Annotated in this window: 26 protein-coding genes and 3 tRNA genes; 9 read left to right on the plus strand and 20 right to left on the minus strand. The window is 50.1% G+C overall.

Annotated features, from left to right (window positions below):
* Positions 1-35 precede the first annotated feature (35 nt).
* The 4 genes from yjiA to AACS05_RS02645 all read right to left on the minus strand — a co-directional run bounded on the left by yjiA (position 36) and on the right by AACS05_RS02645 (position 4,189).
* Positions 36-992 carry a GTPase gene (gene yjiA, locus AACS05_RS02630; RefSeq protein ID WP_045439401.1) on the minus strand — a complete coding sequence of 319 codons (957 nt, stop codon included), beginning with the start codon at positions 990-992 and terminating at the stop codon, positions 36-38.
* Between the two features lie 12 nt (positions 993-1,004).
* Positions 1,005-1,199: a YbdD/YjiX family protein gene (locus AACS05_RS02635; RefSeq protein WP_003830038.1), complete on the minus strand. Its 195-nt coding sequence runs from the start codon at positions 1,197-1,199 to the stop codon at positions 1,005-1,007.
* A 50-nt stretch (positions 1,200-1,249) separates the two neighbouring features.
* The gene (gene btsT, locus AACS05_RS02640; protein WP_045439404.1) at positions 1,250-3,400 is read right to left on the minus strand and encodes a pyruvate/proton symporter BtsT; all 2,151 of its coding nucleotides are present in this window, start codon (positions 3,398-3,400) and stop codon (positions 1,250-1,252) included.
* 261 nt (positions 3,401-3,661) lie between these two features.
* On the minus strand, positions 3,662-4,189 hold the full coding sequence (locus tag AACS05_RS02645; protein WP_045439407.1) for a hypothetical protein: 528 nt from the start codon (positions 4,187-4,189) through the stop codon (positions 3,662-3,664).
* 252 nt (positions 4,190-4,441) lie between these two features.
* On the opposite strand from AACS05_RS02645, the gene tsr reads away from it, so the two are divergent.
* On the plus strand, positions 4,442-6,106 hold the full coding sequence (tsr, locus tag AACS05_RS02650; protein WP_045449429.1) for a methyl-accepting chemotaxis protein: 1,665 nt from the start codon (positions 4,442-4,444) through the stop codon (positions 6,104-6,106).
* A gap of 40 nt (positions 6,107-6,146) precedes the next feature.
* Here the strand turns inward: tsr and AACS05_RS02655 are convergent, their stop codons facing one another.
* The 3 genes from AACS05_RS02655 to AACS05_RS02665 all read right to left on the minus strand — a co-directional run bounded on the left by AACS05_RS02655 (position 6,147) and on the right by AACS05_RS02665 (position 9,218).
* On the minus strand, positions 6,147-6,662 hold the full coding sequence (locus AACS05_RS02655; protein ID WP_045439410.1) for a GNAT family N-acetyltransferase: 516 nt from the start codon (positions 6,660-6,662) through the stop codon (positions 6,147-6,149).
* Positions 6,663-6,727: 65 nt separating this feature from the next.
* Complete coding sequence (locus AACS05_RS02660; protein WP_045439413.1) at positions 6,728-8,089, minus strand: MFS transporter; 1,362 nt, start codon at positions 8,087-8,089, stop codon at positions 6,728-6,730.
* Positions 8,090-8,303: 214 nt separating this feature from the next.
* A complete protein-coding gene (locus tag AACS05_RS02665; RefSeq protein WP_045439416.1) occupies positions 8,304-9,218 on the minus strand; it encodes a GntR family transcriptional regulator in 915 nt (304 codons plus the stop codon).
* 137 nt (positions 9,219-9,355) lie between these two features.
* Between AACS05_RS02665 and AACS05_RS02670 the strand changes: the two genes are divergently transcribed.
* Both AACS05_RS02670 and AACS05_RS02675 read left to right on the plus strand, forming a co-directional pair.
* A complete protein-coding gene (locus AACS05_RS02670) occupies positions 9,356-10,378 on the plus strand; it encodes a zinc-binding alcohol dehydrogenase family protein (RefSeq protein ID WP_045439419.1) in 1,023 nt (340 codons plus the stop codon).
* Between the two features lie 13 nt (positions 10,379-10,391).
* On the plus strand, positions 10,392-11,837 hold the full coding sequence (locus tag AACS05_RS02675; protein WP_045439422.1) for a tagaturonate reductase: 1,446 nt from the start codon (positions 10,392-10,394) through the stop codon (positions 11,835-11,837).
* Between the two features lie 43 nt (positions 11,838-11,880).
* On the opposite strand, the gene opgB is transcribed toward AACS05_RS02675, so the two are convergent.
* The 6 genes from opgB to AACS05_RS02705 form a co-directional block, all read right to left on the minus strand.
* Positions 11,881-14,172: a phosphatidylglycerol--membrane-oligosaccharide glycerophosphotransferase gene (opgB, locus tag AACS05_RS02680; RefSeq protein ID WP_045439424.1), complete on the minus strand. Its 2,292-nt coding sequence runs from the start codon at positions 14,170-14,172 to the stop codon at positions 11,881-11,883.
* Between the two features lie 243 nt (positions 14,173-14,415).
* The gene (locus tag AACS05_RS02685) at positions 14,416-14,904 is read right to left on the minus strand and encodes a DUF2501 domain-containing protein (RefSeq protein ID WP_045439427.1); all 489 of its coding nucleotides are present in this window, start codon (positions 14,902-14,904) and stop codon (positions 14,416-14,418) included.
* 70 nt (positions 14,905-14,974) lie between these two features.
* Complete coding sequence (dnaC, locus tag AACS05_RS02690) at positions 14,975-15,712, minus strand: DNA replication protein DnaC (RefSeq protein WP_045439430.1); 738 nt, start codon at positions 15,710-15,712, stop codon at positions 14,975-14,977.
* Positions 15,713-15,714: 2 nt separating this feature from the next.
* Complete coding sequence (gene dnaT, locus AACS05_RS02695; protein WP_045439433.1) at positions 15,715-16,254, minus strand: primosomal protein DnaT; 540 nt, start codon at positions 16,252-16,254, stop codon at positions 15,715-15,717.
* Between the two features lie 125 nt (positions 16,255-16,379).
* On the minus strand, positions 16,380-16,853 hold the full coding sequence (locus AACS05_RS02700; RefSeq protein WP_045439436.1) for a threonine/serine exporter: 474 nt from the start codon (positions 16,851-16,853) through the stop codon (positions 16,380-16,382).
* On the minus strand, positions 16,844-17,620 hold the full coding sequence (locus AACS05_RS02705) for a threonine/serine exporter family protein (protein WP_045439439.1): 777 nt from the start codon (positions 17,618-17,620) through the stop codon (positions 16,844-16,846). Before AACS05_RS02705 ends, AACS05_RS02700 begins: the two co-directional genes overlap by 10 nt.
* 521 nt (positions 17,621-18,141) lie before the next feature.
* On the opposite strand from AACS05_RS02705, the gene AACS05_RS02710 reads away from it, so the two are divergent.
* Both AACS05_RS02710 and bglJ read left to right on the plus strand, forming a co-directional pair.
* The gene (locus tag AACS05_RS02710; RefSeq protein ID WP_045439442.1) at positions 18,142-18,867 is read left to right on the plus strand and encodes a response regulator transcription factor; all 726 of its coding nucleotides are present in this window, start codon (positions 18,142-18,144) and stop codon (positions 18,865-18,867) included.
* On the plus strand, positions 18,828-19,505 hold the full coding sequence (gene bglJ / locus AACS05_RS02715) for a DNA-binding transcriptional activator BglJ (RefSeq protein WP_045439444.1): 678 nt from the start codon (positions 18,828-18,830) through the stop codon (positions 19,503-19,505). Before AACS05_RS02710 ends, bglJ begins: the two co-directional genes overlap by 40 nt.
* A gap of 57 nt (positions 19,506-19,562) precedes the next feature.
* Here bglJ and AACS05_RS02720 read toward each other — a convergent pair whose 3' ends face one another.
* From AACS05_RS02720 to AACS05_RS02730, 3 genes are all read right to left on the minus strand, one after another.
* A complete protein-coding gene (locus tag AACS05_RS02720) occupies positions 19,563-20,021 on the minus strand; it encodes a YbaK/EbsC family protein (protein WP_045439446.1) in 459 nt (152 codons plus the stop codon).
* A gap of 178 nt (positions 20,022-20,199) precedes the next feature.
* On the minus strand, positions 20,200-20,988 hold the full coding sequence (gene fhuF, locus AACS05_RS02725) for a siderophore-iron reductase FhuF (RefSeq protein ID WP_045439449.1): 789 nt from the start codon (positions 20,986-20,988) through the stop codon (positions 20,200-20,202).
* A gap of 108 nt (positions 20,989-21,096) precedes the next feature.
* The gene (locus AACS05_RS02730) at positions 21,097-22,173 is read right to left on the minus strand and encodes a GGDEF domain-containing protein (protein ID WP_045439452.1); all 1,077 of its coding nucleotides are present in this window, start codon (positions 22,171-22,173) and stop codon (positions 21,097-21,099) included.
* A gap of 215 nt (positions 22,174-22,388) precedes the next feature.
* Between AACS05_RS02730 and AACS05_RS02735 the strand changes: the two genes are divergently transcribed.
* On the plus strand, positions 22,389-22,664 hold the full coding sequence (locus AACS05_RS02735; protein WP_045439455.1) for a DUF1435 domain-containing protein: 276 nt from the start codon (positions 22,389-22,391) through the stop codon (positions 22,662-22,664).
* Between the two features lie 37 nt (positions 22,665-22,701).
* Here the strand turns inward: AACS05_RS02735 and AACS05_RS02740 are convergent.
* The 4 genes from AACS05_RS02740 to rsmC all read right to left on the minus strand — a co-directional run bounded on the left by AACS05_RS02740 (position 22,702) and on the right by rsmC (position 24,189).
* Positions 22,702-22,788 (minus strand) — tRNA-Leu (locus AACS05_RS02740).
* Positions 22,789-22,818: 30 nt separating this feature from the next.
* Positions 22,819-22,905: transfer RNA gene (locus AACS05_RS02745), tRNA-Leu, on the minus strand.
* A gap of 28 nt (positions 22,906-22,933) precedes the next feature.
* A tRNA-Leu gene (locus AACS05_RS02750) sits at positions 22,934-23,020 on the minus strand.
* Between the two features lie 137 nt (positions 23,021-23,157).
* Positions 23,158-24,189, minus strand: coding sequence for a 16S rRNA (guanine(1207)-N(2))-methyltransferase RsmC (rsmC, locus tag AACS05_RS02755; RefSeq protein ID WP_045439458.1), 1,032 nt, complete (start codon positions 24,187-24,189; stop codon positions 23,158-23,160).
* A gap of 155 nt (positions 24,190-24,344) precedes the next feature.
* On the opposite strand from rsmC, the gene holD reads away from it, so the two are divergent.
* Genes holD through yjjG form a run of 3 tightly spaced genes read left to right on the plus strand, consistent with a single transcriptional unit; the run spans position 24,345 to position 25,868 of the window.
* The gene (holD, locus tag AACS05_RS02760; RefSeq protein WP_045439461.1) at positions 24,345-24,758 is read left to right on the plus strand and encodes a DNA polymerase III subunit psi; all 414 of its coding nucleotides are present in this window, start codon (positions 24,345-24,347) and stop codon (positions 24,756-24,758) included.
* Complete coding sequence (gene rimI / locus AACS05_RS02765) at positions 24,727-25,173, plus strand: ribosomal protein S18-alanine N-acetyltransferase (RefSeq protein ID WP_045439463.1); 447 nt, start codon at positions 24,727-24,729, stop codon at positions 25,171-25,173. The genes holD and rimI overlap by 32 nt, the downstream gene beginning before the upstream one ends.
* Before the next feature lie 17 nt (positions 25,174-25,190).
* Entirely contained in the window at positions 25,191-25,868 is a 678-nt protein-coding gene (yjjG, locus tag AACS05_RS02770) for a pyrimidine 5'-nucleotidase (RefSeq protein WP_045449431.1), read from the plus strand.
* The last annotated feature ends 58 nt before the right edge of the window (positions 25,869-25,926 follow it).

Genomic DNA, 25,926 nt, shown 5'->3' on the forward strand with positions numbered 1-25,926 from the left:
GCAAGCGTAGCGCCACCGGGCAAATCAGCAGGGAGTTACTTCTTCAACCCCGCAAACGCTGCTCTGATCTCGTCTTCCGGCAGGTTAATGCCAATAAACACCAGTGTGCTGTGTGGTTGTTCGTCGCCCCATGGGCGGTCCCAGTCGGCGCTGTACAGGCGTTGTACACCCTGGAACAGCAGGCGGTTGGGTTCGCCGTCAATCCATAACATCCCTTTGTAGCGCAACAGCTTCTCGGCGGATTCCAGCAGCAGGTTTTCCATCACCCGGGAAACGTCGCTGATGTTCACCGGGTAATCCAGCTCGACGACGATCGAGGATATATCGTTTTGCTTGTCGGCGATAAAGTGGAAGCGCGGTTTGGCACTGACGATGTTCTCTTCCAGCATAAAACCATTGGTGTCGAACAGTTGCGCGAGGTCTATATCGCCGTGAGTCACGGTATATACCGGTGCGCGTGCATTGATGCGCGCCAGGCGCTCGCGCAATTTTTCACTGTTGCCAGCGACGTCAGTTTTAGTCAGCAGAATGCGATCTGCATAACCTACTTGCGACTGGGCGATGGTGAACTGATTCATTTGTTCGTCGGCATGTACCGCATCAACCAACGCAATCACGCCGTCCAGCAGGTAGCGTTCGCAAATCACTTCATGGGAGAAAAAGGTCTGAATAATCGGGCCGGGATCGGCCATGCCGGTGCACTCAATCACCAGACGGTCAAAATTGATGGCGCCTTTGTCGAGATTATCGAGCAGGTCTAACAATGCGTCTTCCAGCTCGCTCGAACGGGTGCAGCAGATACAGCCGTTGGTCAGGGTTTTGATCTGCGTGGCGCGGTCGCCAATCAGTTGATCGTCCACCGAGACTTCGCCGAATTCGTTTTCGATGACGGCAATTTTGTAACCGTGCTGCTCGTTGAGAATATGGCGAAGCAGGGTCGTTTTACCTGCGCCAAGAAAACCGGTGAGTAGGGTAACTGCAATCGGGGTCATTCATTTCTCCTTCTAACAGCAACTGCTTCCGCCGCTACCGTAGCGGGCTTCCTGGCGCTCGCGGAAGAATTCTTCGTAGGTCATGTACGGCTTATCGGGATGGTTGGTCTTCATGTGCTCGACGTAGTTGTCGTAGTCCGGAATACCAATCAACATCTTCGCCGCCTGACCGAGATATTTTTTTGCCTGACCTAAAGTACCAAACATAAACAATCCTGATAAGCGAAAAGCCCCGCCGGAGCGGGGCTGAATACATCTTAGTGGTGTGAAGAGGTCTTCACGCCGCCTTCCGGCACCGGTACATACGGCGTCTCTTTATCAGAGCGACCGTTGATGGCGCGGGCTTTCTGCCAGGTACGGAACCCGTAGAAAATGATGCTGTACACCACCACCAGGAACAGAATACTCAGGCCGGCGTTGGTGTAGTTGTTGATGACGATATGGTTCATGTTGGCAATCTGCTGTGCTGTCAGCTCACCGCCGTTGGCAATCTTCTCTTTGTACTGATTTGCCATGAAGAAGAAGCCTTCCATCTGCGGGTTGGTGCTGAACAGTTTCAGACCCAGCGCCCAGGTGGTGCAGATAAGCAGCCATACTGCCGGGATAACAGTAACCCAGATGTATTTGGTACGCTGCATTTTAACCAGAACCACGGTGCCCAGAACCAGTGCTACGGCTGCCAGCATCTGGTTAGAGATACCGAACAGCGGCCACAGGCTCTTAACGCCGCCCAGCGGATCAACCACGCCCTGATACAGCAGGTAGCCCCACAGACCTACACAGCCCGCAGTACCGACAATACCCGCAACCAGAGAGTCAGTTTTCTTCAGGAACGGTACGAAGTTACCCAGTAAATCCTGCAGCATGAAGCGGCCAGAACGGGTACCAGCATCCAGTGCGGTCAGGATGAACAGTGCTTCAAACAGAATACCGAAGTGGTACCAGAAGCCCATGTCAGCCATCGGCAGTACTTTATGGAACACGTGAGCGATACCAACAGCCAGCGTTGGTGCGCCACCTGCGCGGTTCAGAACGGACGGTTCGCCGATGTCTTTCGCGGTTTGCAGGATTTGCTCAGGCGAAATCACGAAACCCCAGGAGCTAACGGTTGCCGCGGCGTGTGCGGTAACGTCTTTCAGTTGCGCCATAATCAACGGCGCGTTCTCGCCACCCATTTCATGCAGGTTCGGCATGGTGATGCCAAGGCCCGCAGGCGGGGTGTTCATTGCAAAGTAGAGACCCGGTTCGATGATGGATGCTGCAACCAGCGCCATAATCGCAACGAAGGATTCCATCAGCATTGCGCCATAACCAATGAAACGCGCGTCGGTTTCACAGGCCAGCAGTTTCGGCGTGGTACCAGAGGCGATCAGCGCGTGGAAGCCAGATACCGCACCACAGGCGATGGTGATAAACAGGAATGGGAACAGAGCACCTTTCCACAGCGGACCCGTACCATCAACGTACTGTGTCATCGCCGGCATTTTCAGTTCCGGGTTGAGGATAACAATCCCCACAGCCAGACCGACGATAACGCCGATTTTCAGGAAGGTAGCCAGATAGTCACGCGGAGCGAGGATCAGCCATACCGGCAGCAGCGCAGAGATAAACGCGTAGCCAATAAGCGTAAAGGTAATGGTGGTGTCTTTAAAGGTCAGTGCCGGGCCCCAGTACGGGTCGTGGGCAATCACGCCGCCGAAGTAGATGGAGGCAACCAGCAGCACAATACCAATCACCGACACTTCACCCACACGTCCTGGTCGCAGGAAGCGCATGTAGATACCCATGAACAACGCGATTGGTACGGTTGAGCAGACGGTGAATACACCCCACGGGCTCTCAGCCAGTGCTTTCACCACGATCAGCGCCAGTACCGCGAGGATGATGATCATGATTAAGAAGCAGCCGAACAGCGCAATAGTTCCCGGTACCGGGCCCATCTCTTCTTTGATCATCTCACCAAGAGACGCACCGTTACGGCGGGAAGAGATAAACAGTACCATGAAGTCCTGCACAGCACCCGCCAGCACAACGCCGGCCAGCAGCCACAGCGTACCAGGCAGATAGCCCATCTGTGCGGCCAGTACCGGCCCAACCAGCGGACCTGCACCGGCGATAGCGGCAAAGTGGTGACCGAATAATACGTTACGGTTGGTCGGTACGTAGTTCAGACCGTCATTGTTGATGACCGCCGGCGTGGCACGCGTCGGGTCAAGTTTCATCACCTTCTGGGCGATGTACAGGCTGTAGTAGCGATAAGCCACCAGATAAACAGAGACAGAGGCGACCACAATCCACAGGGCGCTGATGTGTTCACCCCGACGTAAGGCCACTACCGAGAGGCAGAAAGCACCGATGATTCCGAGAATCACCCAGGGTATGTGCTTGAATATCTTTTTCGTATCCATAGTAAAACCTGGTATTAGATTAATAATTGGCCGAAGCCGCTTGGGTTTGATCTTGTGTTTGAGGAGGTAAATTGACTGCTATGCTGCAGAGGATCTTGCCAGAGAATTACGCGCGTAAAGTAAGGTAAATAAGTGAGTGGTTGTATGTCAGCTTAAGCGGTCCCAAGTGTCAGTGAGCGGTTTTCATTCGGCGTAACAGTATGAAATTATGTGATTTTCATCACATAATTTCATGAGGCGATTATGAACTGTCGACAGTAGTCAGACTGGTTTTGCAATGAGGTAGAGGTAATAGAGGGTTATGAGAATAACAACGGTATAAAATATGTACTTCTCTGCTTTATCGACTTCGTTTCTACTCAGGTGGTTAAGGAAGTCGAATACCCTCCATATCACGAGCAGCATCGCCGAAAAATAAATACCGATTCCAGCCATGCGAAATTCGCCATAGGGCAGCATTGCCAGCGTGAGACCGATCAGTGTGCCAACAGTGGCCGCCGTGATGGATTTCCCTAGTTCATTGAATTTAAATGAAAATTTTTCATAGAAAAAAGCAGCTAATTTTTTGTCCGGATCAAACCTGCCACTGAATCTCAGTAAAATGACGGTGAGTAACGCATTCAAAATTATCAGGAACATGATGCTTTTGGGCGCGACATTCTCCAGTAAAATATCTGAAATCTCCGGAATAAATAGCTTTGGCACGACCGGGGTCATCGCCCCTAAAAGGAGTCCCAATACCATGAAGGGAAACGCGTTAGAAAGTAAGTCGAGATAATTATTTTTCACAGAAGGACTTCCTTGTTATAGCCGATGATAAAACAGACCCACTATTGGTAGCCGAAGCTTACGGCAATGAAAAGCCCTCTTAAAAGGTGGGGAAAGGAGTCATGGCGCTAGTTTGCGTTATGTATACGAGTGGTATTTACTGCTTTTTTCTGCGCCAGATGTCGCCAGAACATCTGCTTTTTGAACGATATTCGTAAAGTTTTCGCTTTCCAGGCCGAAAATTCTGACATCTGTCTAGCGGAAAGAGAAAACATGTTAAAACGAATGAAGATTGTTACCAGCCTATTGCTGGTACTGGCGCTGTTTGGCCTTTTACAGCTTGCCTCAGGGGGTTTGTTCTTTAACTCATTAAAGAATGACAAAGAGAACTTTACCGTTCTGCAAACTATTCGCCAGCAGCAGTCTGCGCTGAATGCGACCTGGGTTGAATTGCTGCAAACGCGAAATACCCTTAACCGGGCAGGCATTCGCTACATGATGGATCAGAGCAATATCGGCAGCGGTGCGACCGTTGCAGAACTGATGCAGGTAGCCAGCACCGCGCTGAAACTGACGGAAAAAAACTGGGCGATTTATGAATCGCTCCCACGCGATCCGCGTCAAAGCGAAGCCGCTTTCCAGGAGATCAACCGCACGTATGATATCTACCACGGTGCGCTGGCGGAGCTGATCCAGTTGCTGGGTGATGGGAAGATCAATGCGTTCTTTGATCAACCGACTCAAAGCTATCAGGATGGTTTTGAGAAGCAGTATATGAGCTACATGCAGCAGAACGATCGCCTGTATGACATCGCGGTTGAGGACAACAACAGTTCCTACAGCCAGGCGCTGTGGGTGCTGGTATGTGTATTGATTACCGTACTGGCAGCAATTATCGCTGTCTGGTTTGGTATTAAGCTTTCGCTTATTGCCCCGATGAACCGACTGATCGATAGCATTCGTCATATTGCCAGCGGCGATTTGGTGAAACGTATTGATGTGGAAGGTTCCAACGAGATTGGTCAACTGGCAGAAAGTTTGCGTCACATGCAGGGTGAGTTGATGAGCACCGTCGGCGATGTGCGTAACGGCGCCAACGCCATTTACAGCGGTGCCAGCGAGATTGCGATGGGCAATAACGATCTCTCTTCACGTACTGAGCAGCAGGCGGCCTCTCTGGAAGAAACCGCGGCCAGCATGGAAGAGTTGACGGCGACTGTGAAGCAGAACGCGGAAAACGCGCGCCAGGCCAGCCATCTGGCGCTGAGTGCCTCAGAAACCGCGCAAAAAGGCGGGAAAGTGGTGGATAACGTGGTGCAAACCATGCGTGACATCGCTTCCAGTTCGCAGAAAATTGCCGACATTATTAGTGTTATCGATGGTATTGCCTTCCAGACTAACATCCTGGCCCTCAACGCGGCGGTAGAAGCGGCACGTGCGGGTGAACAGGGACGTGGGTTTGCGGTAGTCGCAGGTGAAGTCCGTAACCTGGCACAGCGTAGTGCTCAGGCCGCGCGCGAGATCAAGAGCCTGATTGAAGACTCGGTCAGCCGTGTGGATGTCGGCTCAACGCTGGTTGAAAGCGCCGGTGAAACCATGGATGAGATCGTGAATGCGGTAACCCGTGTGACCGATATTATGGGTGAGATCGCCTCTGCATCTGACGAGCAGAGCCGTGGTATCGACCAGGTTGGTCTGGCCGTTGCTGAAATGGATCGCGTGACGCAACAGAACGCCTCGCTGGTGGAAGAATCCGCTGCTGCCGCTGCCGCACTGGAAGAACAGGCCAGCCGTCTGACTCAGGCTGTTGCTGTATTCCGTATCCAGCACGATCAACAGCGTGCGCGTGATGTTGCTGCAGCAAAACCGGTATCAACCACCGCTCAACCGCGTAAAGCTGCGGTAACAGATGCCGGTGAGAACTGGGAAACGTTTTAACTAAAAGTAGCTGGATGTCACTTTTCCGGTTACCGGGCAGCTAACTCAGCTTCAGGCGCATGGCGCAGCGTGATTCATACACCTGACCATGCGCCACTTCCTCTTCTCTTTTCTGGCGTAGCATCGCCGGAAGGGCATTGTCGGCCAGCATCTCAAACCCCAGTCGGGCATAGAATGGTGCATTCCATGGAACATCGCGGAAGGTAGTCAGCGTTAGCGATGTATAACCTTTCTCACGCGCCTGGTTCGCGACATAGTGAATCAATCCGCTGCCAATACCCTTTCCCTGCCATTCCAGATGCAGAGAGACTTCGGCAATGAAAAGTGAGGACTCTTGCGCTTCTGTCAGTAAAAATCCAACGGGGTGATTATCCGCAAGCGCCAGCCAGCTCATCTGTTGTAAGACGTATTGCCGATGTTGCTCGAGCGAAATGATGTGATCGCCTGCGATCCACGCAAGCGAGGGTATGTGTAGAAAACGCTGACCTGCTGAGCGTTCAATGCCGGGCAGAGTTGCGATATCAGCGAGGGTGGTATCACGGAAAAGTATATTCATGCGGGAAAGTATAACAGGGGGGGATTACGATCCGGTAACGCGCTGTTACCGGATCATTGGGGTAATTACTCCTGACGTGGATCGCTAATTGGCTGGCGGACCAGGAAGATGTAAGCGAGCGCGCCTACCATGGTAACGCAACCGCAGATAATCAGCGCCAGACGGAAAGAGTTCGTTGTATCAACAATAAATCCGGTGACGATCGGCGCGAACGATGCACAAATAAAGCTGGCAAAGTTCTGGATGCTGCCCACTGAGGCGGTCATGCGTGAAGCCACCGCAACGTGGATTAGTCCCCAGCAGGATGTTCCGGCGAAGTGGATGCAGAACAGCGCCATCCCGATCAGTAAAACTGCAGCCATGGACGTTGTTGCCTGCGGCACTACGAAGGTGAATGCAGCCGAGCAGAACATTCCGGCAATGATACAAATCTTACGGCTCTTAATGGGAGCCATACCCCCTTTTACCAGCCAGTCGGTGACAAAGCCATTAATCAGCATCCCGGCTGCACCAAACAGGAATGGGATTGCCGCCATTAATCCGGTGCTTTTTAAATCAAGGTTATAAGAAGTTTGCAGGTAACCCGGCAGCCAGGCCAGATACAACCATGCCGTATAGTTAATACCGCTAAAGCCCAGCATCATGCCCCACATAGTGCGGTTACGGAACAGGCTGCGCCATTCGGCAAAACTCAGTGGATCGCGACGAGCATTGACGCTCCCCGCATTCAGATACGCTTGTTCAGTGGCGCTCAGTTCAATTTGTTCGCGGTTGCGGTAAAGCATATACCAGCCAATGGCGAGGAAAATGCCCAGCACACCGATGGTAATGAACATCCAGCGCCAGCCCATGACCAGCATCATCGCAGCCAAGATCGGCGGACTAATGGCGACACCGATCGTGGAGGCAGCGTTGAACAATCCCATCGGGCGGCCACGCTCTTTGATGTTAAACCAGTCGTTGATTACCTTCACACCGCATGGGTTCATTGGCGCTTCGCCAATCCCCATCCCGATACGTACCAGTACAAACTGGGTGAAGGTGTGTACCATGCCGGACATCGCCTGAAACAGCGACCAGAAGAACATACCCAGTCCCAACATAATGCGTGGACCTTTACGATCCAGCAGCGGGCCGCAGGGAAGTTGCGCAATACCATAAGCGAGAGAGAACACGGACAACAGGATGCCGATTTGCGTTGCACTGAGTCCCAGTTCTTCACGAATAGTTAAGTTCGCTACCGACAACGAACTGCGGTCGAGATAATTAATAACCGCAGCAAAAAATAATAAAATCATTGCTGTGGTCTGAATACGTTTTATTCGACTACTGCGTTGAACCATGCCCTCAGGCGGAACATTAATATCCGCAGATGAGGGCGTGTCAAACGAAGAACTTGGGTCGAGTGTAATATTATTTTTTTCCACGCCGGACTCCTGAACCTCAATAAATTATTTGTTACACAACGTGCAGTTGCGCAGTATTGAAAAAATACCAGTGACAAATCAATTTGTTCATCACCGCTCACAAAAGTTTTTAATGCAGTCGACTTAGCGTGAGCATAGGCAAGAGGTATTTTCTGGCGTTTTTATTTTTATAGAATCGTGCTCCCGGTAATGATTTCCTGTTTTTTATCTGTTCTTAATGAGCGTTGTGGCTACTTTGGTTGATGGAGCGAATCATCGATTGTTTGGCTGAATTCAAATGGTTGCAGAGTGCCAGGGTAGCATCCAGGTCGCTGCGGCAAATCAGCGCGCTGAGGATGGTCATATGCTCATCAATGGCAATGATGTTGCGTTGCTTGAGGTCGCTTTCATCCCACTGATAGTGGAAATGGAAAATCACAGAGATAATTTCAAGTGATTGATTAAAAAATATATTATCAGCGGCGGATAGCAGCAAAGCATGGAACTCACGATCTAACTGCGAGAACATACGAAAGCTACTGCCGATGCTGTCGCGCAGTATGCGATGGCGCTCAAGCAGTGTTTTTGCCTGTAACCAACGCGGGTCATCGTCGGGCAGATTCAGGAAATGTTGCAGGGAATGTGTTTCCAGCATTTCTCGCAATTCGAACAGTTGTTCGGCGTAGGCCTGATCGAACTGCTTCATGCTCCACTGACCGCGCTTCTCATTCTTTATCAGATTGTAACGTTCGAATTTTAAAAGATATTCCCGTACAACTACCGGGCTGACGCCGGCGGCTCTGGCAAGCTGCAACTCGGAAAAACTTTCACCTGCGCGCAATTGGCGCTGGTTGATCATGGTGAAAAATGCCTGCTCAAAAATTCGATTTTGCTCGGTCATGGAGGCTGTGGTACACGAAAAACCATCCTCATGGTTGGGTTTGCGTACGATAACGTAGTGGCTTCCTACCTGCGTTAATACGCCGCATTCGCCTAAATGGCTCAGCATGTGGCGTACGGTGGTACGACTAATGTTGTACATTTCCGCCAGTGCGCTTTGCGAAGGCAGCGGGGAAGGGATATGACCGCGTGCCATATCATCGATTATCTGGTTAATCACATTGTGGCGTAAGTTCTGTGAACGGCTCATGGCATCTCCTTTTTGCCTATTAAAACCCGATTTAAAACATTTTTATGCGCTGGGATTCACAGATTATGTTTCTGGTTTCTCCTGCATTTTTAATTTCGTTGATATCTGAGGCAACAAAAAAACAGGAGAGCCGAATCATGTCTACGATGAATACTTTGATTTGCCAGGAACCCAAAAAATTAGTCTGGAAAGAGCGTGAAATACCTATTCCAGGTGAAAGTGAAGCATTAATAAAAATTAAGTCTGTCGGGATCTGTGGGACTGATATTCATGCCTGGGGAGGCAACCAACCATTTTTTAGTTATCCACGCGTATTAGGTCATGAAATATGCGGGGAGATTGTTGGGCTGGGTAAGAATATACAAAACCTGAAAACGGGCCAGCAGGTGGCAGTTATTCCTTATGTCGCGTGTCAGCAGTGTCCGGCGTGCCAGAGCGGGCGTACCAACTGCTGTGAGAAGATTTCGGTGATTGGCGTACATCAGGATGGTGGATTCAGTGAGTATTTGTCCGTTCCGGTGACGAACCTGCTGGATGCGCAGGGAATTGACCCACATGCCGCTGCACTGATTGAACCGTATGCTATCAGCGCACATGCGGTGCGCCGGGCGGCGGTGATGCCAGGTGAGCAGGTTCTTGTCGTGGGGGCCGGGCCGATAGGTCTTGGGGCGGCAGCAATTGCCAAAGCCGATGGCGCACAGGTAGTGGTGGCAGATACCAGCCCCGCGCGCAGGGAACATGTTGTCTCCCGGTTGGGACTTCCGGTTCTCGATCCCGCTGCCGAAGATTTCGATGCGCAGCTACGTGCCCAGTTTGGTGGTTCACTGGCGCAAAAAGTCATTGATGCGACGGGTAATCAGCATGCGATGAACAATACGGTGAATTTGATTCGCCACGGCGGCAGCATCGTCTTTGTTGGGCTGTTCAAAGGTGATTTGCAGTTCTCTGACCCTGAGTTCCATAAGAAAGAAACCACCATGATGGGCAGTCGTAACGCCACGCCGGAAGATTTCGCCAAAGTGGGGCGGCTGATGTCTGAAGGCAAACTGACCGCTGACATGATGCTCACACACCGTTACGCGTTTGCCACGCTTGCGGAAATCTACGAGCGGGATGTGATTAACAACCGCGAATTAATCAAAGGTGTGATCACGTTCTGAGAAGGGTTTTGTGATGAAGACATTGAATCGACAAGATTTCCCAGGGGCAAGGTATCCGACGCGGGTGATCCAGTTTGGTGAAGGTAACTTCCTGCGCGCGTTTGTCGACTGGCAACTGGATATCCTGAATGAGAAGACAGATCTCCGGGCCGGAGTGACAATTGTTCGTCCGATTAATACGGATTTTCCACCTTCGCTGAATACCCAGGACGGGTTATATACCACGCTCATTCGCGGATTGAATGAGCAGGGCGATGCGGTGAGTGAGGCACGGCTAATCCGCTCGGTGAATAACGAGATCAACCCGTATCTGGATTTTACGGCGTACCTGGCGTTGGCTCACAATCCGGACATCCGCTTTGTATTTTCAAACACGACGGAGGCGGGGATTAGTTATCACGCCGGTGATAGCGTCGATGATGCGCCGCCAGTGAGTTTTCCGGCCAAACTGACGCGTCTGCTGCTGGAGCGCTTTAACCATTTCGACGGGGCGGCAGATAAGGGCTGGGTGATTATTCCTTGTGAGCTTATCGACTATAACGGTGATGCGCTTAAAACCCTGGTTTTGCAGTACGCGCGAGACTGGCAGCTTTCTCCGGCGTTTACTGACTGGGTGGAAACCGCGAATACCTTCTGTTCTACACTGGTGGACCGGATTGTTACAGGCTATCCGCGTGAAGAAGCTGCGGCACTGGAACAAACGCTGGGTTATCACGATGCATTTCTGGATACCGCCGAGCATTTTTACCTGTTCGTCATTCAGGGGCCTTTATGGCTGGCTGAAGAGTTGAAACTGGCGGAGTGCCCGTTAAATATCCGCGTGGTGAGCGATATTAAACCGTACAAGGAACGTAAGGTTGCCATTCTTAACGGCGCTCATACCGCACTGGTACCTGTGGCCTGGCTGTGTGGGCTGGAGACCGTTGGTGAGGCGATGCAGGATGCTGATATACGCCACTTTGTTGAGCAGGCAATTGACAGGGAGGTCATCCCTGTTTTGGATCTTCCGGCCGATGAGTTGCGTGAATTTGCTGGTGCGGTTAGTGGACGTTTTCAGAACCCTTATATTCGTCATCAGCTCCTCTCCATTGCGCTTAATGGGATGACAAAATTTCGCACACGTATTTTGCCGCAGTTGCTGGCAGGGCAGCAAGATGCACGCTGGCCGGTGCGGTTGACGTTTGCACTGGCTGCGTTAATCGCGTTTTATCGCGGGGAACGGGCGGGAGAGAATTATCCATTACAGGATGATGAGCAGTGGATCCGCCGCTATGCCGATCTCTGGCCGAGGATTGGTAATGACCTGACGCTGCGTGAGCTGGTGATGGTTGTGCTCGGTGATGCGACTCACTGGGGGCAAGATCTTACATTGCTGCCAGGGCTTGTCGAACAGGTGACGGCAAACCTGGAGTTAATACTGGTGCAGGGAATGCGCCACGCAGTACAAAGTCTGGATTAAGGTTGCCATGCAGCGCCCGGAGTGGTGTTGGGCGCTGTTTTTTTTACCCTTGTAAATCCACAACTTTAATTTCAACCATCCCGATCCCCAGCTTACGCGGCGAGTGGCCCAGAATGTTCCCCTCGTTGGTGGCGACGGGGTCGGGCGGGACAATCACCAGCGTATTGGCATCTGCTGGGTTATCAAAATGCAGCGTGGTGGTGCTGATATCATGGCTTAGCACCAGCGTTTGCTCCTCGTTGCCCACGCGTACGGGAATAGGACGGTTGGCGTTGTCGCCGAAAGCTTTCGCGGTGATGATCAGATCAAATTTCTTCGGCAACGGAGCCTTGTATTCGATTTTTACCTCTTCGCTCAGTTGCGCATTGGACCAGCGTCCCCAGGATTCGGGGCGTGAAATCCCACTAAACTGTTTCACCTCTTCCGGCGCACCTGCCACGTTAAAGACAAAACTGTCGGCTTTGTAACGAATATCGTTATCGACAATTTTCAGCGTATCGACGTTACCTTTGTAACGCTCCATGTCGATAACTGTATCTTTAAACGCAGTCTTACCTTTCCATTTCGCTTTATCGACGTGCTGTACAATTTGCTGGCCGCCTAACTGGCCCTGCGATACGCACCAGTCGGTAGAGAGTGCCAGCTCTGGTGCCCATAACTGCGCCATTTTGTAGCAGCGGTCTACCCACACAAAGTTATCGCGTGGGGCGAAATCAGCAAGCTGGAAGCGCAGTGGGGCAGAGTATTCACTTTCCGGCAGCGGCTCAACGCGTTTGTCTGATACGCGCAGCAGCAGCGGCAGGCGGAAATGGCTCCCCGAGAAGGCGATCATGTTTTTGTCCTGATCGACGGTAAACTCTTTCATCTCTTTGGGAAATTTCCACAGACGAATGATATCGGGCTTCCACGCCAGCATTTTTTCTTTGATATTCAGGAACACTTCCGATACGGATTCGCTCGACAAACTGCTACGTCCGAGGCCGATAAAGTTATCGCCGCCCAGAATATCCAGCACCGTTGCGCCGTTATCCATGGTGTTACGTTTCACGGCCAGCGTCTCCTGCTGAGGCTTGTCACCACGCAGAACGAAGAACAGATTGTTGCGATCTTGCTTATTCAGATACTTCCATGCGGTGTTGTTCATCGCCAGGTGATCGGAAGAGACCACGATAACGGTATCTTTAAACCACGGTGAGGCTTTGATCTTATTGATAAATTCAGCAATATTTTCCTGGCTACAACTGACTGCGCTAAAGGATTGGTTCGCCTTACCATCGATATCATAGCGTTTGCGGTTACAGGTACGGGAGATGAAACCATCCGGATGATGGGTATCTACCGTCAGGGTGAACAGTGAAAAACGTTGGCCGGAGCGGGAAAGCTCTTCGAATTTTTTCCATGCCTCATCCAGTACGGTGTCGTCGTAAAAACCCCAGTCGTTACGGTATGCTGGGTCTGCCACCACGCTTTTTAACTCTTCCGCGCCGTACAGATAATCAAAACCATGGGATTTCAGAAAGACGTCTTTTCCGGCAAAGCGCAGATTTGCACCTTGTACAAAGTAGTTGTGATAGCCGGAGTTTTTCAGGATATCACCCAGGCAGATATTTTGTGGGAAGAAACTGGAGACTGATGCTGAAGCGTTACCTTCAAACGGGGCAAACAGCGGAATACCACACTGTGAGGCCACCATTCCGGCGATGGTGTAATCCGTACCCGGTAACTGCATGGTATTGCTGAAGTCCATTCCTTCGTTTTTTAATGCACCCAGCTCCGGAGTCAGGTCCGGGAACGCATCATTATTAAAATAGGTACGCTCCAGGCTTTCGCCGTAGATATAAACCAGGTTCAGCTTCGGGTTAGGGATCGTTTTTGATGGCTCTTTGTAATACGCCGTGAAGTCCGGATCGCCATCGCGAGACTGGGATTTGACCAGTTCGGTTATCTGGTGGAATGCCGGGCTGGCATCAACGGAAGCCAGTGCCAGTATCAGGGCCAGCAGACTGTAGCCAACGTGATGAGGATGATGGCGACGGCGGCGAAGTACCCAGCCCAGGGCGCCAAATACGACAGTCAGCGCCAGTGCAATCCCTACACCCGGAAGAACATATTTGCTGACGCCCGCGCCGGTCAGGCTGTTGGTCAGCGTATAGAGCACCGCATCGTTGATGCCATCTCCGGTGAAATAGTTGCTGGCATACAGTGTGATATTTAAGACAATAAAAATTCCCAGCACCGTTAACATGGCGGCAAACCACCAGGTGTTGCGACCCGCTTTCCAGGCGTAAATCAATACCGAAGCGAGAAACAGAGCGATGGAGAATAATTCAGACAACGGACGATCCTCAGTAAGCCGGGCAATTAATTGCCTGGCAGGCTAATCATTTCTGGACTGTACAATGTAATAGCGTTGTTATATTGCTGCAATTCTAGTGACATTTAATTACGTTGTTATTCAGAATTGGTTTAGATATGAGTGTTTTTGAGGGGGATCACTATGTGGTCAGTGGGGAGCAGATTCGAAGAGTAGATTGAAGCCGCGCAGGCCGGGAAAAGGCGGTACGCGGCGCTTATCACATCAGGAAATAAAGTTCATACCCTGTTTTAATACTAGATCGCAGGCCTTGGTTTTAACTTGCTTTGCCAGCGAGCTGTTACCAATCGTGTCCAGGTTAAGCTGTTGACCATCTTTGGCGTTCAGCAGGCCCTGAATCCCATCCAGGTAGTTGGTATCTTTTTTCTGTTCCGTCGTTCCTAACCCCAGCTTATCCAGAACCTGGTTTTTGACGTTTTCAGTATCTGTGACCGAGGCGAGCTTCTGTTTTGCACAATATTCCAGAATACCGGCCGCGTTATTCATACTGTTCGACGTGAGCGACTGATTACTGCTCAGCAGGCTGGTCAGGGAAGAGAGTGAGGTGCTGCTCTGTGAGCCAGTGCTTTGCTTACTCAGTTCACTGGCAGCGCTGGAGAGCGAATCTTGCCAGGAGGCGGCGAAAACGCCAGTAGAGATTAGTGTGCTGGCGGCAACCGCACAGCAAAGAAGACGTTTTGTTGCTTTCATCATTACAGGTCACTCGTGTTATGCCTTTTCAGCGCAGTATAGCGCTGGATCACTTAGGAGTGTTCCCAATACTTTAATACTCTTTACCAGTAACCCGGCTACGGTAACTTTCCCAGTTAAAAATGACCCACAGGCTGTTGCCGAGTCGCATACGATCCATCACGCGCTCACCCAGCAGTTTGTTCATCTCATCCATATTGCTGTTTGTCAGCATGCCGGTCGGGCGCTTGGAGGAAGAACGACGATCGACGATCTGATTGATGATCACTTTTTCATAGCGGGATTCGGTCTGCATACCGATTTCGTCGATCACCAGCAGATCCACGTTGCTGAGATCGTTGAGCAGTTGTTCTTCGCTGGTTTCACGGTTACTGAAGGTATCCTTCATCGCTGACATAATATCAGCCACAGTAATGATCAGTACTGACTTGCCGCGCAGCAGCAGTTCGTTGCAAATAGCTGCGGCCAGATGGTTTTTTCCGGTGCCGGGTTTGCCGGAGAAGATAAAGCTGGCAATGTTGCCATCAAACTCGTCAACGTACTGGCGGGCTTTGCTCAGGGCATTCATTTGACCTTCACACTCGACCCGGTAGTTATCGAACGAGCAGTTTTGGTGCAGGGGACGGATACCGGAACGGTTGAATGTGCGCTGCATCTTCATTGCCCGGTTCTCACGAGCCAGCGCCGCAGCCCGAATTTCACCTTGCTCTTTTTGCCATGCCAGCAACTCCTCGCCCGTTTTAAACGCGGGCTTTACATTGGGTGGCATCATTTTTTGCAGACGTTTCATCAGGTCGCCAACGTTTTTCATCGTTATCCTCTAAAACCTGGTGGAATATGGCTGTCAGGTTCGCTGACACTATTTACATCACGCTTTGGCATCCCGCCATTGCTGGCCCGGCCAATCTGTATGCTACGCGCCAGTTTTTGTTGCCACTGAATGTGGTGAAAGACTTTACCTTCCGCCTGCCAGTAAGCAACAAATGAAGCCAGTTCTTCGGCGGTGACTGGCTCTCTCAACGCCACGCCCCACAGGGCGGCCTGTCGCTGAAAGTCGGCGTCTGGCTGCCAGTCAGCGTACATCGCAAATTTCCCCATTGGCACGGTAACAGGAGCGGCTTGCGGCTCTTCATAAAATTGCGCGTCCAACGTTACATCGCTACCCGGACGGGACAGTTTCTCTTCAATCGCCAATAGCTCAGCTAGCCGCGCAGGGGTAACCGCGTAAAAGGCAGGTGCGTTATTGGCGAAAACGGCCACAGCCCCCCCTACTGACTTTGCCAGCACCGCGTTGTGATCGTGTAATAAGGCGTCAATGCTGATGACGTCCGGGGTCAAAATTTTGCAGGACATAATGTTTCTCAATACCGAACAACAACCGAGAAGGGGACTGCTTTTATAGTAACACAGAGAAGAGGGAGAGCAGCAGGATGAGGGAAGGTCGCCCCCATCCGTTGGATTGTAAGAAGGTTAATCAGTTATACGCGCGGGCGCTTTCTATACAGCCATAATCCCGGAACTGAAAGCCCGATAGAGAGTGCGCCCACAATAGATGAAGCTTTCAGAAAGTTGGTCAGCAGGGTGATCATCAGCGCTTCGCTGTAACCAAAATGACCGATTTTTACGGCGGATATCATGGCTGTGTAGGCCGAGATCCCGGGGAACATCGGGATCACCGCCGCGACGGTGAAGACTTTCGGGTGCGCCAGATACCAGCGAGACCACTGGATCCCAATACAACCTACGAGCAATGAAGCTAAAAAGGTTGACCATTCGATATTGAGTCCTGCGGTCATTACAGCCATTCGCGAGCCGTGCCCGAGCGCACCGAGCAAGGCGCACCACGGGAGTGCCCGATGAGGCACGTTAAACACCATGGCAAACCCCAGGGCGGGAATTGCAGACAGGACCATATCCTGCAGTAGTGCAAAAATGAAATCCATCACACCCATCCTCGCAGCCCCCATATCGTCATCGACATCACTACGCCAACGCAGGTGGCCAGTGTGAGCAGACTGGCAATAGCCCAGCGAGCAAGGCCGGTATTAATGTGTCCTTTAAACATATCTGCAACGGAGTTAATCAGTGGGAAACCCGGAACCAGCAGCAGCACGCTGGCTGCCATTGCCACGGTCGGCGTGTGATTAAAGGTGGGCAGAGTCAGCATCAGGCCAGATATCGTTGTGGCAACAAAAGCGGTGATACAAAAGTTGATTTGCGGATGTAAATGCCGGGAGGCCAGAATTTGGCGAATGTACATGGCGATCATGCTGGCAAAAAAGGTGATAACGGCACCATCCCATCCGCCCTTATTGAGCTTACAAAAGCAGGCACAGGATAACCCGACCATGAAAGCAACCAGCCATCTTGGGTAGCGCAGCGGTTTAATTTGGCTAAAGCGTTTCTCAACACCTTTGTCATCCAGTAGCTTGTGTTCTGCCAAAATAACGATGTGCTGCACTTCCGTAACGACGTGCATATTAATGCCGCGATCGTGATTTTTACGGGTCGATGTCAGGCATTGTCCGTCTTTAATCGTGGTCAGGACGATTGCGTTAGATGATATGGCGCTTTCTACGCTGTCCATTCCAAGAGCCAGCCCAAGGCGGGTGGAGAGCTCGTCAACCAGTGCGCTTTCTGCCCCATGTTGCAGTAAAAAAAGCCCGCATTGTATACATAACCGTGTAACCGTTCGTTGTGACGACTGCTCTGTTTGCATAGCTCACTCTGACTGAAAAAACGCTCTCTGAATGACGAATGTCTACTTTTATCATGAAGTATAAGCCCAATGGCTCTGGCTAAGATCAATATTTGTGTTGAAAAAAAGAGACATCGTGCTTGTCTGCTGAATGTGAAGCGACATTTAGTTTTAGCGATTGAGTGAAAATTTAAGTTGTTTGAAGCATCCTCTCACCATACTGAGCCTGCTAACTTACGATCAGAAAGCGTTATTATTTTATGGGCTGAATGCTAAATAAGTTAGAATGGCTAATGTTATAGTTTAGTTATTTTAATTGTACATTTAATGTTTTATGAGTAATTATGCGACGATGGCTCTATAGCAAAGTACTATTAGGATTATAGTGCTATTATGCGGTCTGAATTATCATGAATTAAATTAAGGATAAACAATTCACAATATCTATTATTTACTCTAACCATTCCTTATTGATTATGTTACTTACCCATTAAGAATTTATAGAGTGAATGAGATAAACGGCATATGGACGTGGAGGATATATGTTGCCAGGACGCAGCAAAAACGCAGTTGTTATTAGTACGCTGCCGATTATGCAAGCGGGATTAAAGAGTGTAATTCAAACTCATTTCCCAAATTATGAGCTCACCTGTTTCCGCAGTGCAGAAGAACTCACTTTATTGCAGCTACGACGTTCCGATTTGGTGATGATTGATTTAACTGGGGACTTTAGCCAGCCGCGTTCAGTCTGTGAACAGTATTATTCTTTATTATCTCAGTACCGTGATATCCACTGGGTCTTCCTCGTTTCTCGCAAATTTTATCCGCTAGCCGTTGAATTGTTGATGTGCCCTTGTAGTTCGTTGTTGTCTGATGCGGAGCCAATCGAAAGTTTAGTGAATGTAATTCATGTGGGAAATACTCGCGCCGAGAGAATTAGCAAAATGTTGCTCTCACCGCCCGTAACGCCTGAAATCCTGGAACATAGCGTGCAGTCGATAGTGCTTACCCTGTCAGAGAGAAAAGTGTTGCGACTGCTGGGGAAAGGTTGGGGAATTAATCAGATAGCGATGTTGCTTAAGAAAAGCAATAAAACAATCAGTGCCCAAAAAAATAGTGCGATGCGTCGTTTATCAATACATAGCAATGCAGAGATGTATGCATGGATCAATAGTTCTCAAGGATCACGAGAACTGAATTTACCTTCATTGTATGGAGAAACCACGGAATGGAAAAAAGAAGTGTCAAACGAAATGTCGCGTTGGTAGAAAAGTGTGTAATGAGCAGTGTGGGTATTAATAATTTATTTAATACCATGCCAAAAAATCAATACAAACTTCATCTCTTTTCCAGCCAGTCTGACTTTAGCCAGACAATGATAAATATGCCATTTTCAGCGGTTATTTTTTCACTTCCCGCGATAAGAACTGATCGACGAGCTGGACTGGTATATCTGACTGAATTGGCGGTGAACTTCCCTCATATTCGCCGCGTGGTTATTGCCGATGATGATGCTGAAGTGCGTTTAATTGGCTCTCTGTCGCCGTTACCACTGGATGGTGTTCTTAGCAAAGCATCCTCGTTAAGCGTTTTACAGGAGGGATTATTTGCAGCCTTGAATTTTGCTAGCAGGGAAACAGAAAGCACGAAAAACCTTTGGTATATCAACCAAAGTCGTATGCTGAGTCCAACAGAGCGTGAAATTCTACGCTTTATGTCGAATGGTTATTCGATGCCGCAAATTGCTATTCAGCTTGAGCGGAATATTAAAACCATTAGGGCGCATAAATTTAATGCAATGTCTAAACTGGGCGTTAGCTCCGATGCCGGATTATTGAACGCTGCCGATATTCTGTTATATCTGCGTGCCGGGGAGTCGACACCATTTATTCATGCAGTTTCGTAACGGTGTTATTGATCAATTAGTGCCGGGGTTAGTCACCGGCACAAAGACCTGGGTTCGTTACTGACACACGTCTACCCAGGTTGCAGCAGTCAGCTCAGCCATTCTGTCAGGTGCGATGCGAACCGCGCTGTGTGTGGCTCCCGCCGCGGGGAGTACTTCAGCATAGCGTTTCAGCGATATATCACAGTACACGGAAATTGGTGTTTCCAGGCCAAACGGACAAACCCCGCCAACGGGATGACCTGTAGCATTGACCACCTCATCGCTACTCAGCATACGAGCCTTAGCACCAAACGTATTCTTCAGTTTCTTATTGTCCAGACGAGCATCCCCTTTGGCGACCACCAGGATAATGTCGTTTTTAACTTTCAGCGAAAGCGTTTTTGCGATCTGACCTGGCTCGACGTTATGGGCTTTTGCAGCCAGATCAACCGTTGCTGTGCTTTGGTCTAATTCGATGATTTCAATATCCGGGGCATGCTCCGCCAAAAACTGCCGTACTGATTGTAAACTCATTCTTTTCTCCCAATCGCCAGTAAGCAGCCCTATATAGCAAAAAACTGCATGGCGTAATTTGTCACAGGGAAAGTATCACTGTAAATATTTTATTGTAACAACGCCGCAACATCAGATTCAGTTAACTGGGAAGGAGAATAAGCAGGCAGTTAAGAATGACGAGGGGGCAGTTCTTCTTTTATTTCAACGTACAGTCACCGCACTGCTGGACATCGGGTAGACGGTAGCGCTGGCAACAGGTTCTGCGAACCAGCAGCCCTTCACGCGGAACAACAGTACGCCACAAAGGATTGTCCCGGCCACAGGATAACTGTTTCTCAAAGAAGCAGGCTTGTCGCAACATTGTCAGTAATTCATCACCGAGTAACGGTTTCATCTCCGTTAAATACCAGTGAATTAAATATCCGGTGTTGCTCCAGATAAGCTTACCGTTGATCTCACCTGTCGACTCCAGCGCCTGAACAACGGGTGTCAGTGCTGAGAGAATCAGTGTTTCCATCCGTTGTTGTGGAGTGAAGGCAGTGGCGTGTTTATCCTGATGTACATCTATCCAGAAACATGCAGCACGACCCGTTTCGTGAAACTCGACGTGCATATGTTCTGGAGCGGTATCGATGGCTTCTTTTTGTGTCAGAAGGGCTAACATCAGCGGAGGCATCATCAGCCCGATATACCATTGCGCCCACAGGGAAATCAGTGGCTTATTTTCGCGTGTTAATGTGGGTTGGTTACGATATATATGGTCAGAATAAACTGCCAGCAACGAGTTTAGCGTAGCGGGCTGGGTCCATTCATGCAGCGTCATGGCATTTTGTGGCGGTGTTTCGTCAAGACGAATGAAGTCCAGTAGATGCTCGCGGGTCTGAGCGATTGTTGCTCGCACGGAATCTGCCAGCGATGCTTTCTCGGGAGGGAGAGGGGTTCGCCAGATGACATCTTCAACGATCGGTGCGGAACGGTAAGCCATGTCTATATAGAGATGTTAATCTAAATGATAATGATTGCCAATCCTATAGACGAGGGAAAACGATGGCAAGATTTTTGTCGCGATGTTGGACAACAGCGCACAGATAGCTCAGACCGAGGGGCTGCTTACCCGCAGTTCATCACTGACCAGAGTGTTATTACGGCCCAGCTTCTTGGCTTCGTAGAGGGCTTTGTCTGCTTTAGCGATGGCTTCGTCAATCTCCTGATCTACCAATGGTGCAATGCCGATACTGACGGTCACATTGGTCGCCACGCTTTCATTAAACATGTGAGGAATTTTAAGATCGTAGACCTTCTGGCGAATTCGCTCGGCAGCAGCCTGTGCCTGCGCTGGATCGATAGCGGTCAGCAACACCATAAACTCTTCACCACCAAAACGCGCCACTACGTCCCGCGAGCGCACTGAGTCGCGAATAGCGGCAGAAACACGAATCAGCGCCTGATCGCCCATCATATGGCCGTAATGATCGTTGTAGGCTTTGAAATGGTCGATATCCAGCAACAGGACATAGTGCCTGGAATTACTGAGGGCCAGCAGCGTATCAAGCCGGTTTTGCAGGCCCCGGCGATTATACAGACCCGTTAATGGGTCGAGCATACTAAGTCCGTTTAGTGTTTCACGCTCTTCCAGCAGCTTGTACATCAACTGCTGGGCAAAACCGTCATAGCGCTTTTGTATCACGTGTTGAATAGCGATCCCGGCCATGGGCAGCGCCATAAAATAGATAATTCGCAGACCGTGCTCGCTACCGTTAAGCCACAGACACACGGCGACTGAAGGTAATGAATGGAGGGTAAACGCAATGATATTATTGGCAAAAGCAATCGAGCCAATAAACAGCACGCTGAGAAGCGCTATCAATAGAAAATAATAATCATTATGACCTAATACAGAAGATTTCAGAACAATATGTGTCGCCCATAACAAGCCAAAAATGATTGAAATAAGGGGGAGATTAATTCTTTTATCGACATATTTCTCATGCCAGACCAACAACAGCGTACTCGCGGCGCAGATGAGTACTGCTGGTGCGGATAATGCCTTGACGGCAAAAAGCGGGAAGAAAAGCGTAAACAACGAGGAGACTGCGTTGAGAAGCAGAAACAAACGTAAAGAGAGTTGGTATTTTTTAGTGCGCAGAGCTCGCCAGGATTGTACTGTCATAGGTAAATATTGTTATTTATCTGCAAGATACGAAGATGTGTTTGTCAGGGAAAAAATAACGAGTGAAAAATCATTCACATAGGTATTTATAGTTTTTTGTTGAAAAGCTAACCGCCGTGCAATTTATCACCTTCAATTATTCATGTCATCAATCGTTAAGTAAAACTCATATAATTGATAGTCTTTCCAGGCTGACAAATGAGAAAATATATCATATGATATTGGTTATCATTATCAATATCGTAGGTGAAACCATGTTGCAACGTGCGCTGGGCAGTGGATGGGGAGTGCTACTGCCGGGAATATTAATTGCCGGGCTGGCATTTACTGACCTGTCAGTTTACGCATGGAAAGCGGTGGTTGTATTAGGGTTACTACTGACTTCACTCATGCTGTATCACAAGCGATTACGGCATTTTGTTTTGCTACCTTCATGCGCAGCGCTAATTGGTGGCGTTGTTCTGATGATGATGAATTGGAATCAGGGGTGAGGTGAAACAGAAAAAACAGAAGGGAAAATAAGATAATTGGTGCGAGGGGGGGGACTTGAACCCCCACGTCCGTAAGGACACTAACACCTGAAGCTAGCGCGTCTACCAATTCCGCCACCTTCGCACAGTCATCTTACTTTTGATATCGCCTCGTTGGTGCGAGGGGGGGGACTTGAACCCCCACGTCCGTAAGAACACTAACACCTGAAGCTAGCGCGTCTACCAATTCCGCCACCTTCGCCCAGTGCGAGCAATATCAACGTGGATTATGGTGCGAGGGGGGGGACTTGAACCCCCACGTCCGTAAGGACACTAACACCTGAAGCTAGCGCGTCTACCAATTCCGCCACCTTCGCATACCATCGATACTCAAAAAGTATCGTTACCACGGAGGCGCATTCTAGTTGTTTTCAGCTTTTCGTCAATAGTTAATTGTGCAGTCTGGGTTGATTGGTGCAAAAACGGCCATGTAAATGGCCGTTACATATTCCAGTTATGCTTTCTTCGCCTGACGCGTCATCACGGTACGGTACACTTTAAAACGTCCGGTCTGGGCGATGACTTCATGGAAGCCAAACATTTCATCCAGCACTTTCGGGTAAGGCAGGAATGCGTTGGCCACAATACGCAATTCACCGCCGCTGTTCAGATGACGAACCGCCCCGCGAATTAACGTTTGTGCGGCATCAAGACTGGTCTGCATACCGTCGTGGAATGGCGGGTTAGAGATGATCATATCAAAGCGCCCGGTCACATTGGAAAAGACGTTACTGGCGAGAACATCACCTTCAATACCATTTGCGGCCAGCGTTGCGCGGCTGGCTTCAACCGCAGATGCGCTGACATCGCACAGCGTTAAACGAACTTTCGGTGAATGGCTGGCTAATGCGACGGAGAGTACGCCTGCGCCACAGCCAACATCCAGAACTTTACCTTTGGTGTGCGGTGTCAACGTTGACAGCAGCAACTGGCTGCCCACATCCAGGCCATCACGGCTGAACACACCAGGTAGCGTTTTGATGGTCAAATTGTCAACGTTGTACTCGTCCCAGTATTTTTCGGCGTCAAAGACTGGCTGTTTTTCCAGACGACCGTGATAGAGGCCACAGCGGCGCGCACTGTCGACTTTATTCAGCGGTGCGTATTCGGCCAGCATTTGTTCTGCGCTGCGTACGCCACTGCGGTTCTCACCGACGACAAAAATATCGCTGCCCACCGGCAGTAGCGACAGAATATTCATCAGCTGAAATTGGGCTTCCGGCTTATTTTTGGGCCAGTAGTAAATTAACGTATCGCTATCTGCGATGTCTTCGGCCTGTGCGACGAGGCTAAAGCGAACGTTGTCACCCATCTGACGGTTTAATACCTGCCAGTGGTGGAGTTGTTGGGTATGCGCCCGGCTGGCGGCGCTTTCGAAGTGGGCTGGCAGGTCATCTTGCAAATCACCGGCAAACAGAATACGGCTTTGTTCGAAATCATCACTGTGGCGCAGCAAGACTTCACTTGCCGGGGTAAAAGCAGACATGGAGTGCTCCTCAATTTATACAGGTTGCGATTATATACACAAAATCATTCAAGCTGTATCAAGGCGGTCTGCGGGATGACGTGTATCGTTGTTTGTTGGCGCTGATTCGACAGATTTGCTATATTTGCGCCCCTGATAGACAGGAGTGTTTCGCTATGACATCCCGACGAGACTGGCAGTTACAGCAACTGGGCATTACGCAGTGGTCGCTGCGTCGTCCTGGCGCACTGCAGGGCGAGATCGCGGTTTCAATTCCTGCGCATGTCCGTCTGGTAATGGTTGCCGCGGAGTTACCCGCGCTAACCGAACCGTTGATGAGCGATATTTTACACGCATTGACCGTCAGTCCGGATCAGGTTTTACAACTGACGCCTGACCGTGTCGCCATGCTACCACAAGGCAGTCGCTGTAATAGCTGGCGGCTGGGTACCGAAGAGCCTTTGCAGTTGGATGGCGCTCAGGTCGCCAGCCCGGCGTTTAATGAATTACGGGAAAACCCAGCGGCACGTGCCGCTTTATGGCAACAAATCTGCGCATATGAACACGATTTCTTCCCTCGGTCCGACTGATTTACCCACAGCATTTCAGATTGAAAAACGCGCCCATGCATTTCCATGGAGTGAAAAAACATTTGCCAGCAACCAGGGCGATCGTTACCTCAATTTTCAGCTCACAGTTGACGGAACGATGGCCGCCTTTGCAATTACGCAGGTGGTGCTGGATGAAGCTACGCTGTTCAATATTGCCGTCGACCCTGATTTTCAGCGTCGAGGTTTAGGACGCGAACTACTGGATCATTTGATCGATGAACTGGAAAAGCGGGGGATTCGGACGCTGTGGCTCGAGGTGCGCGCTTCGAATGCTGCGGCTATCGCGCTATATGAAAGCTTAGGCTTTAACGAAGCGACGATTCGTCGTAATTACTATCCGACAGCCGACGGTCACGAAGACGCCATTATAATGGCATTGCCAATCAGCATGTAAGACAAGGTGTAATGATGATGAAGTGGGACTGGATTTTCTTTGATGCCGATGAAACGTTGTTCACATTTGATGCGTTTACCGGCCTACAGCGGATGTTTCTCGACTATAGCATTACCTTTACCGCTGAAGATTTTCAGGACTATCAGGCCGTGAATAAGCCACTGTGGGTGGATTATCAAAACGGTGCGATAACGTCATTACAACTGCAGCATGCTCGTTTCCAGAGCTGGGCTGAGCGCCTGAACGTGCCGCCTGGCTCTCTGAACGACGCTTTTATTAATGCGATGGCGGAGATTTGCTCCCCGCTACCGGGCGCGGTTTCGCTCTTGAATGCGATTCGTGGCAAAACGAAAATTGGCATTATTACCAACGGCTTTACCGCATTGCAGCAAATCCGCCTTGAGCGTACGGGTCTGCGAGACTTTTTCGATCTGCTTGTCATTTCTGAACAGGTTGGTGTGGCAAAACCCGATCCGCGTATTTTTGATCATGCACTGACGCTGGCGGGCAATCCTGATCGCTCTCGAGTACTTATGGTGGGTGATACTGCGGAGTCAGATATTCTTGGTGGTATCAATTCCGGACTGTCCACCTGCTGGCTAAATGCACACCATCGTGAGCAGCCTGTGGGCATTCAGCCGACCTGGACGGTTGCGTCATTAAGCGAACTGGAGCAACTCCTGTGTAAACACTGATTGCCTCCCCCCTGTTGATGGGTAAAATAGCCGCAATTTTTCGTATTCAACATGCCCG

It is taken from the genome of Citrobacter sp. S-77, from assembly GCF_963864895.1.
Lineage (GTDB): Bacteria > Pseudomonadota > Gammaproteobacteria > Enterobacterales > Enterobacteriaceae > Citrobacter > Citrobacter murliniae.

What these genes read in the sequence shown, in the direction of transcription:
- yjiA (WP_045439401.1), bottom strand. Translation starts at nt 992, where the DNA reads ATGACCCCGATTGCAGTTACCCTACTCACCGGTTTTCTTGGCGCAGGT.
- AACS05_RS02635 (WP_003830038.1), bottom strand. Translation starts at nt 1,199, where the DNA reads ATGTTTGGTACTTTAGGTCAGGCAAAAAAATATCTCGGTCAGGCGGCG.
- btsT (WP_045439404.1), bottom strand. Translation starts at nt 3,400, where the DNA reads ATGGATACGAAAAAGATATTCAAGCACATACCCTGGGTGATTCTCGGA.
- tsr (WP_045449429.1), top strand. Translation starts at nt 4,442, where the DNA reads ATGTTAAAACGAATGAAGATTGTTACCAGCCTATTGCTGGTACTGGCG.
- AACS05_RS02655 (WP_045439410.1), bottom strand. Translation starts at nt 6,662, where the DNA reads ATGAATATACTTTTCCGTGATACCACCCTCGCTGATATCGCAACTCTG.
- AACS05_RS02665 (WP_045439416.1), bottom strand. Translation starts at nt 9,218, where the DNA reads ATGAGCCGTTCACAGAACTTACGCCACAATGTGATTAACCAGATAATC.
- AACS05_RS02670 (WP_045439419.1), top strand. Translation starts at nt 9,356, where the DNA reads ATGTCTACGATGAATACTTTGATTTGCCAGGAACCCAAAAAATTAGTC.
- AACS05_RS02675 (WP_045439422.1), top strand. Translation starts at nt 10,392, where the DNA reads ATGAAGACATTGAATCGACAAGATTTCCCAGGGGCAAGGTATCCGACG.
- AACS05_RS02685 (WP_045439427.1), bottom strand. Translation starts at nt 14,904, where the DNA reads ATGATGAAAGCAACAAAACGTCTTCTTTGCTGTGCGGTTGCCGCCAGC.
- dnaC (WP_045439430.1), bottom strand. Translation starts at nt 15,712, where the DNA reads ATGAAAAACGTTGGCGACCTGATGAAACGTCTGCAAAAAATGATGCCA.
- dnaT (WP_045439433.1), bottom strand. Translation starts at nt 16,254, where the DNA reads ATGTCCTGCAAAATTTTGACCCCGGACGTCATCAGCATTGACGCCTTA.
- AACS05_RS02700 (WP_045439436.1), bottom strand. Translation starts at nt 16,853, where the DNA reads ATGGGTGTGATGGATTTCATTTTTGCACTACTGCAGGATATGGTCCTG.
- AACS05_RS02705 (WP_045439439.1), bottom strand. Translation starts at nt 17,620, where the DNA reads ATGCAAACAGAGCAGTCGTCACAACGAACGGTTACACGGTTATGTATA.
- AACS05_RS02710 (WP_045439442.1), top strand. Translation starts at nt 18,142, where the DNA reads ATGTTGCCAGGACGCAGCAAAAACGCAGTTGTTATTAGTACGCTGCCG.
- bglJ (WP_045439444.1), top strand. Translation starts at nt 18,828, where the DNA reads ATGGAAAAAAGAAGTGTCAAACGAAATGTCGCGTTGGTAGAAAAGTGT.
- AACS05_RS02720 (WP_045439446.1), bottom strand. Translation starts at nt 20,021, where the DNA reads ATGAGTTTACAATCAGTACGGCAGTTTTTGGCGGAGCATGCCCCGGAT.
- fhuF (WP_045439449.1), bottom strand. Translation starts at nt 20,988, where the DNA reads ATGGCTTACCGTTCCGCACCGATCGTTGAAGATGTCATCTGGCGAACC.
- AACS05_RS02730 (WP_045439452.1), bottom strand. Translation starts at nt 22,173, where the DNA reads ATGACAGTACAATCCTGGCGAGCTCTGCGCACTAAAAAATACCAACTC.
- AACS05_RS02735 (WP_045439455.1), top strand. Translation starts at nt 22,389, where the DNA reads ATGATATTGGTTATCATTATCAATATCGTAGGTGAAACCATGTTGCAA.
- rsmC (WP_045439458.1), bottom strand. Translation starts at nt 24,189, where the DNA reads ATGTCTGCTTTTACCCCGGCAAGTGAAGTCTTGCTGCGCCACAGTGAT.
- holD (WP_045439461.1), top strand. Translation starts at nt 24,345, where the DNA reads ATGACATCCCGACGAGACTGGCAGTTACAGCAACTGGGCATTACGCAG.
- rimI (WP_045439463.1), top strand. Translation starts at nt 24,727, where the DNA reads ATGAACACGATTTCTTCCCTCGGTCCGACTGATTTACCCACAGCATTT.
- yjjG (WP_045449431.1), top strand. Translation starts at nt 25,191, where the DNA reads ATGAAGTGGGACTGGATTTTCTTTGATGCCGATGAAACGTTGTTCACA.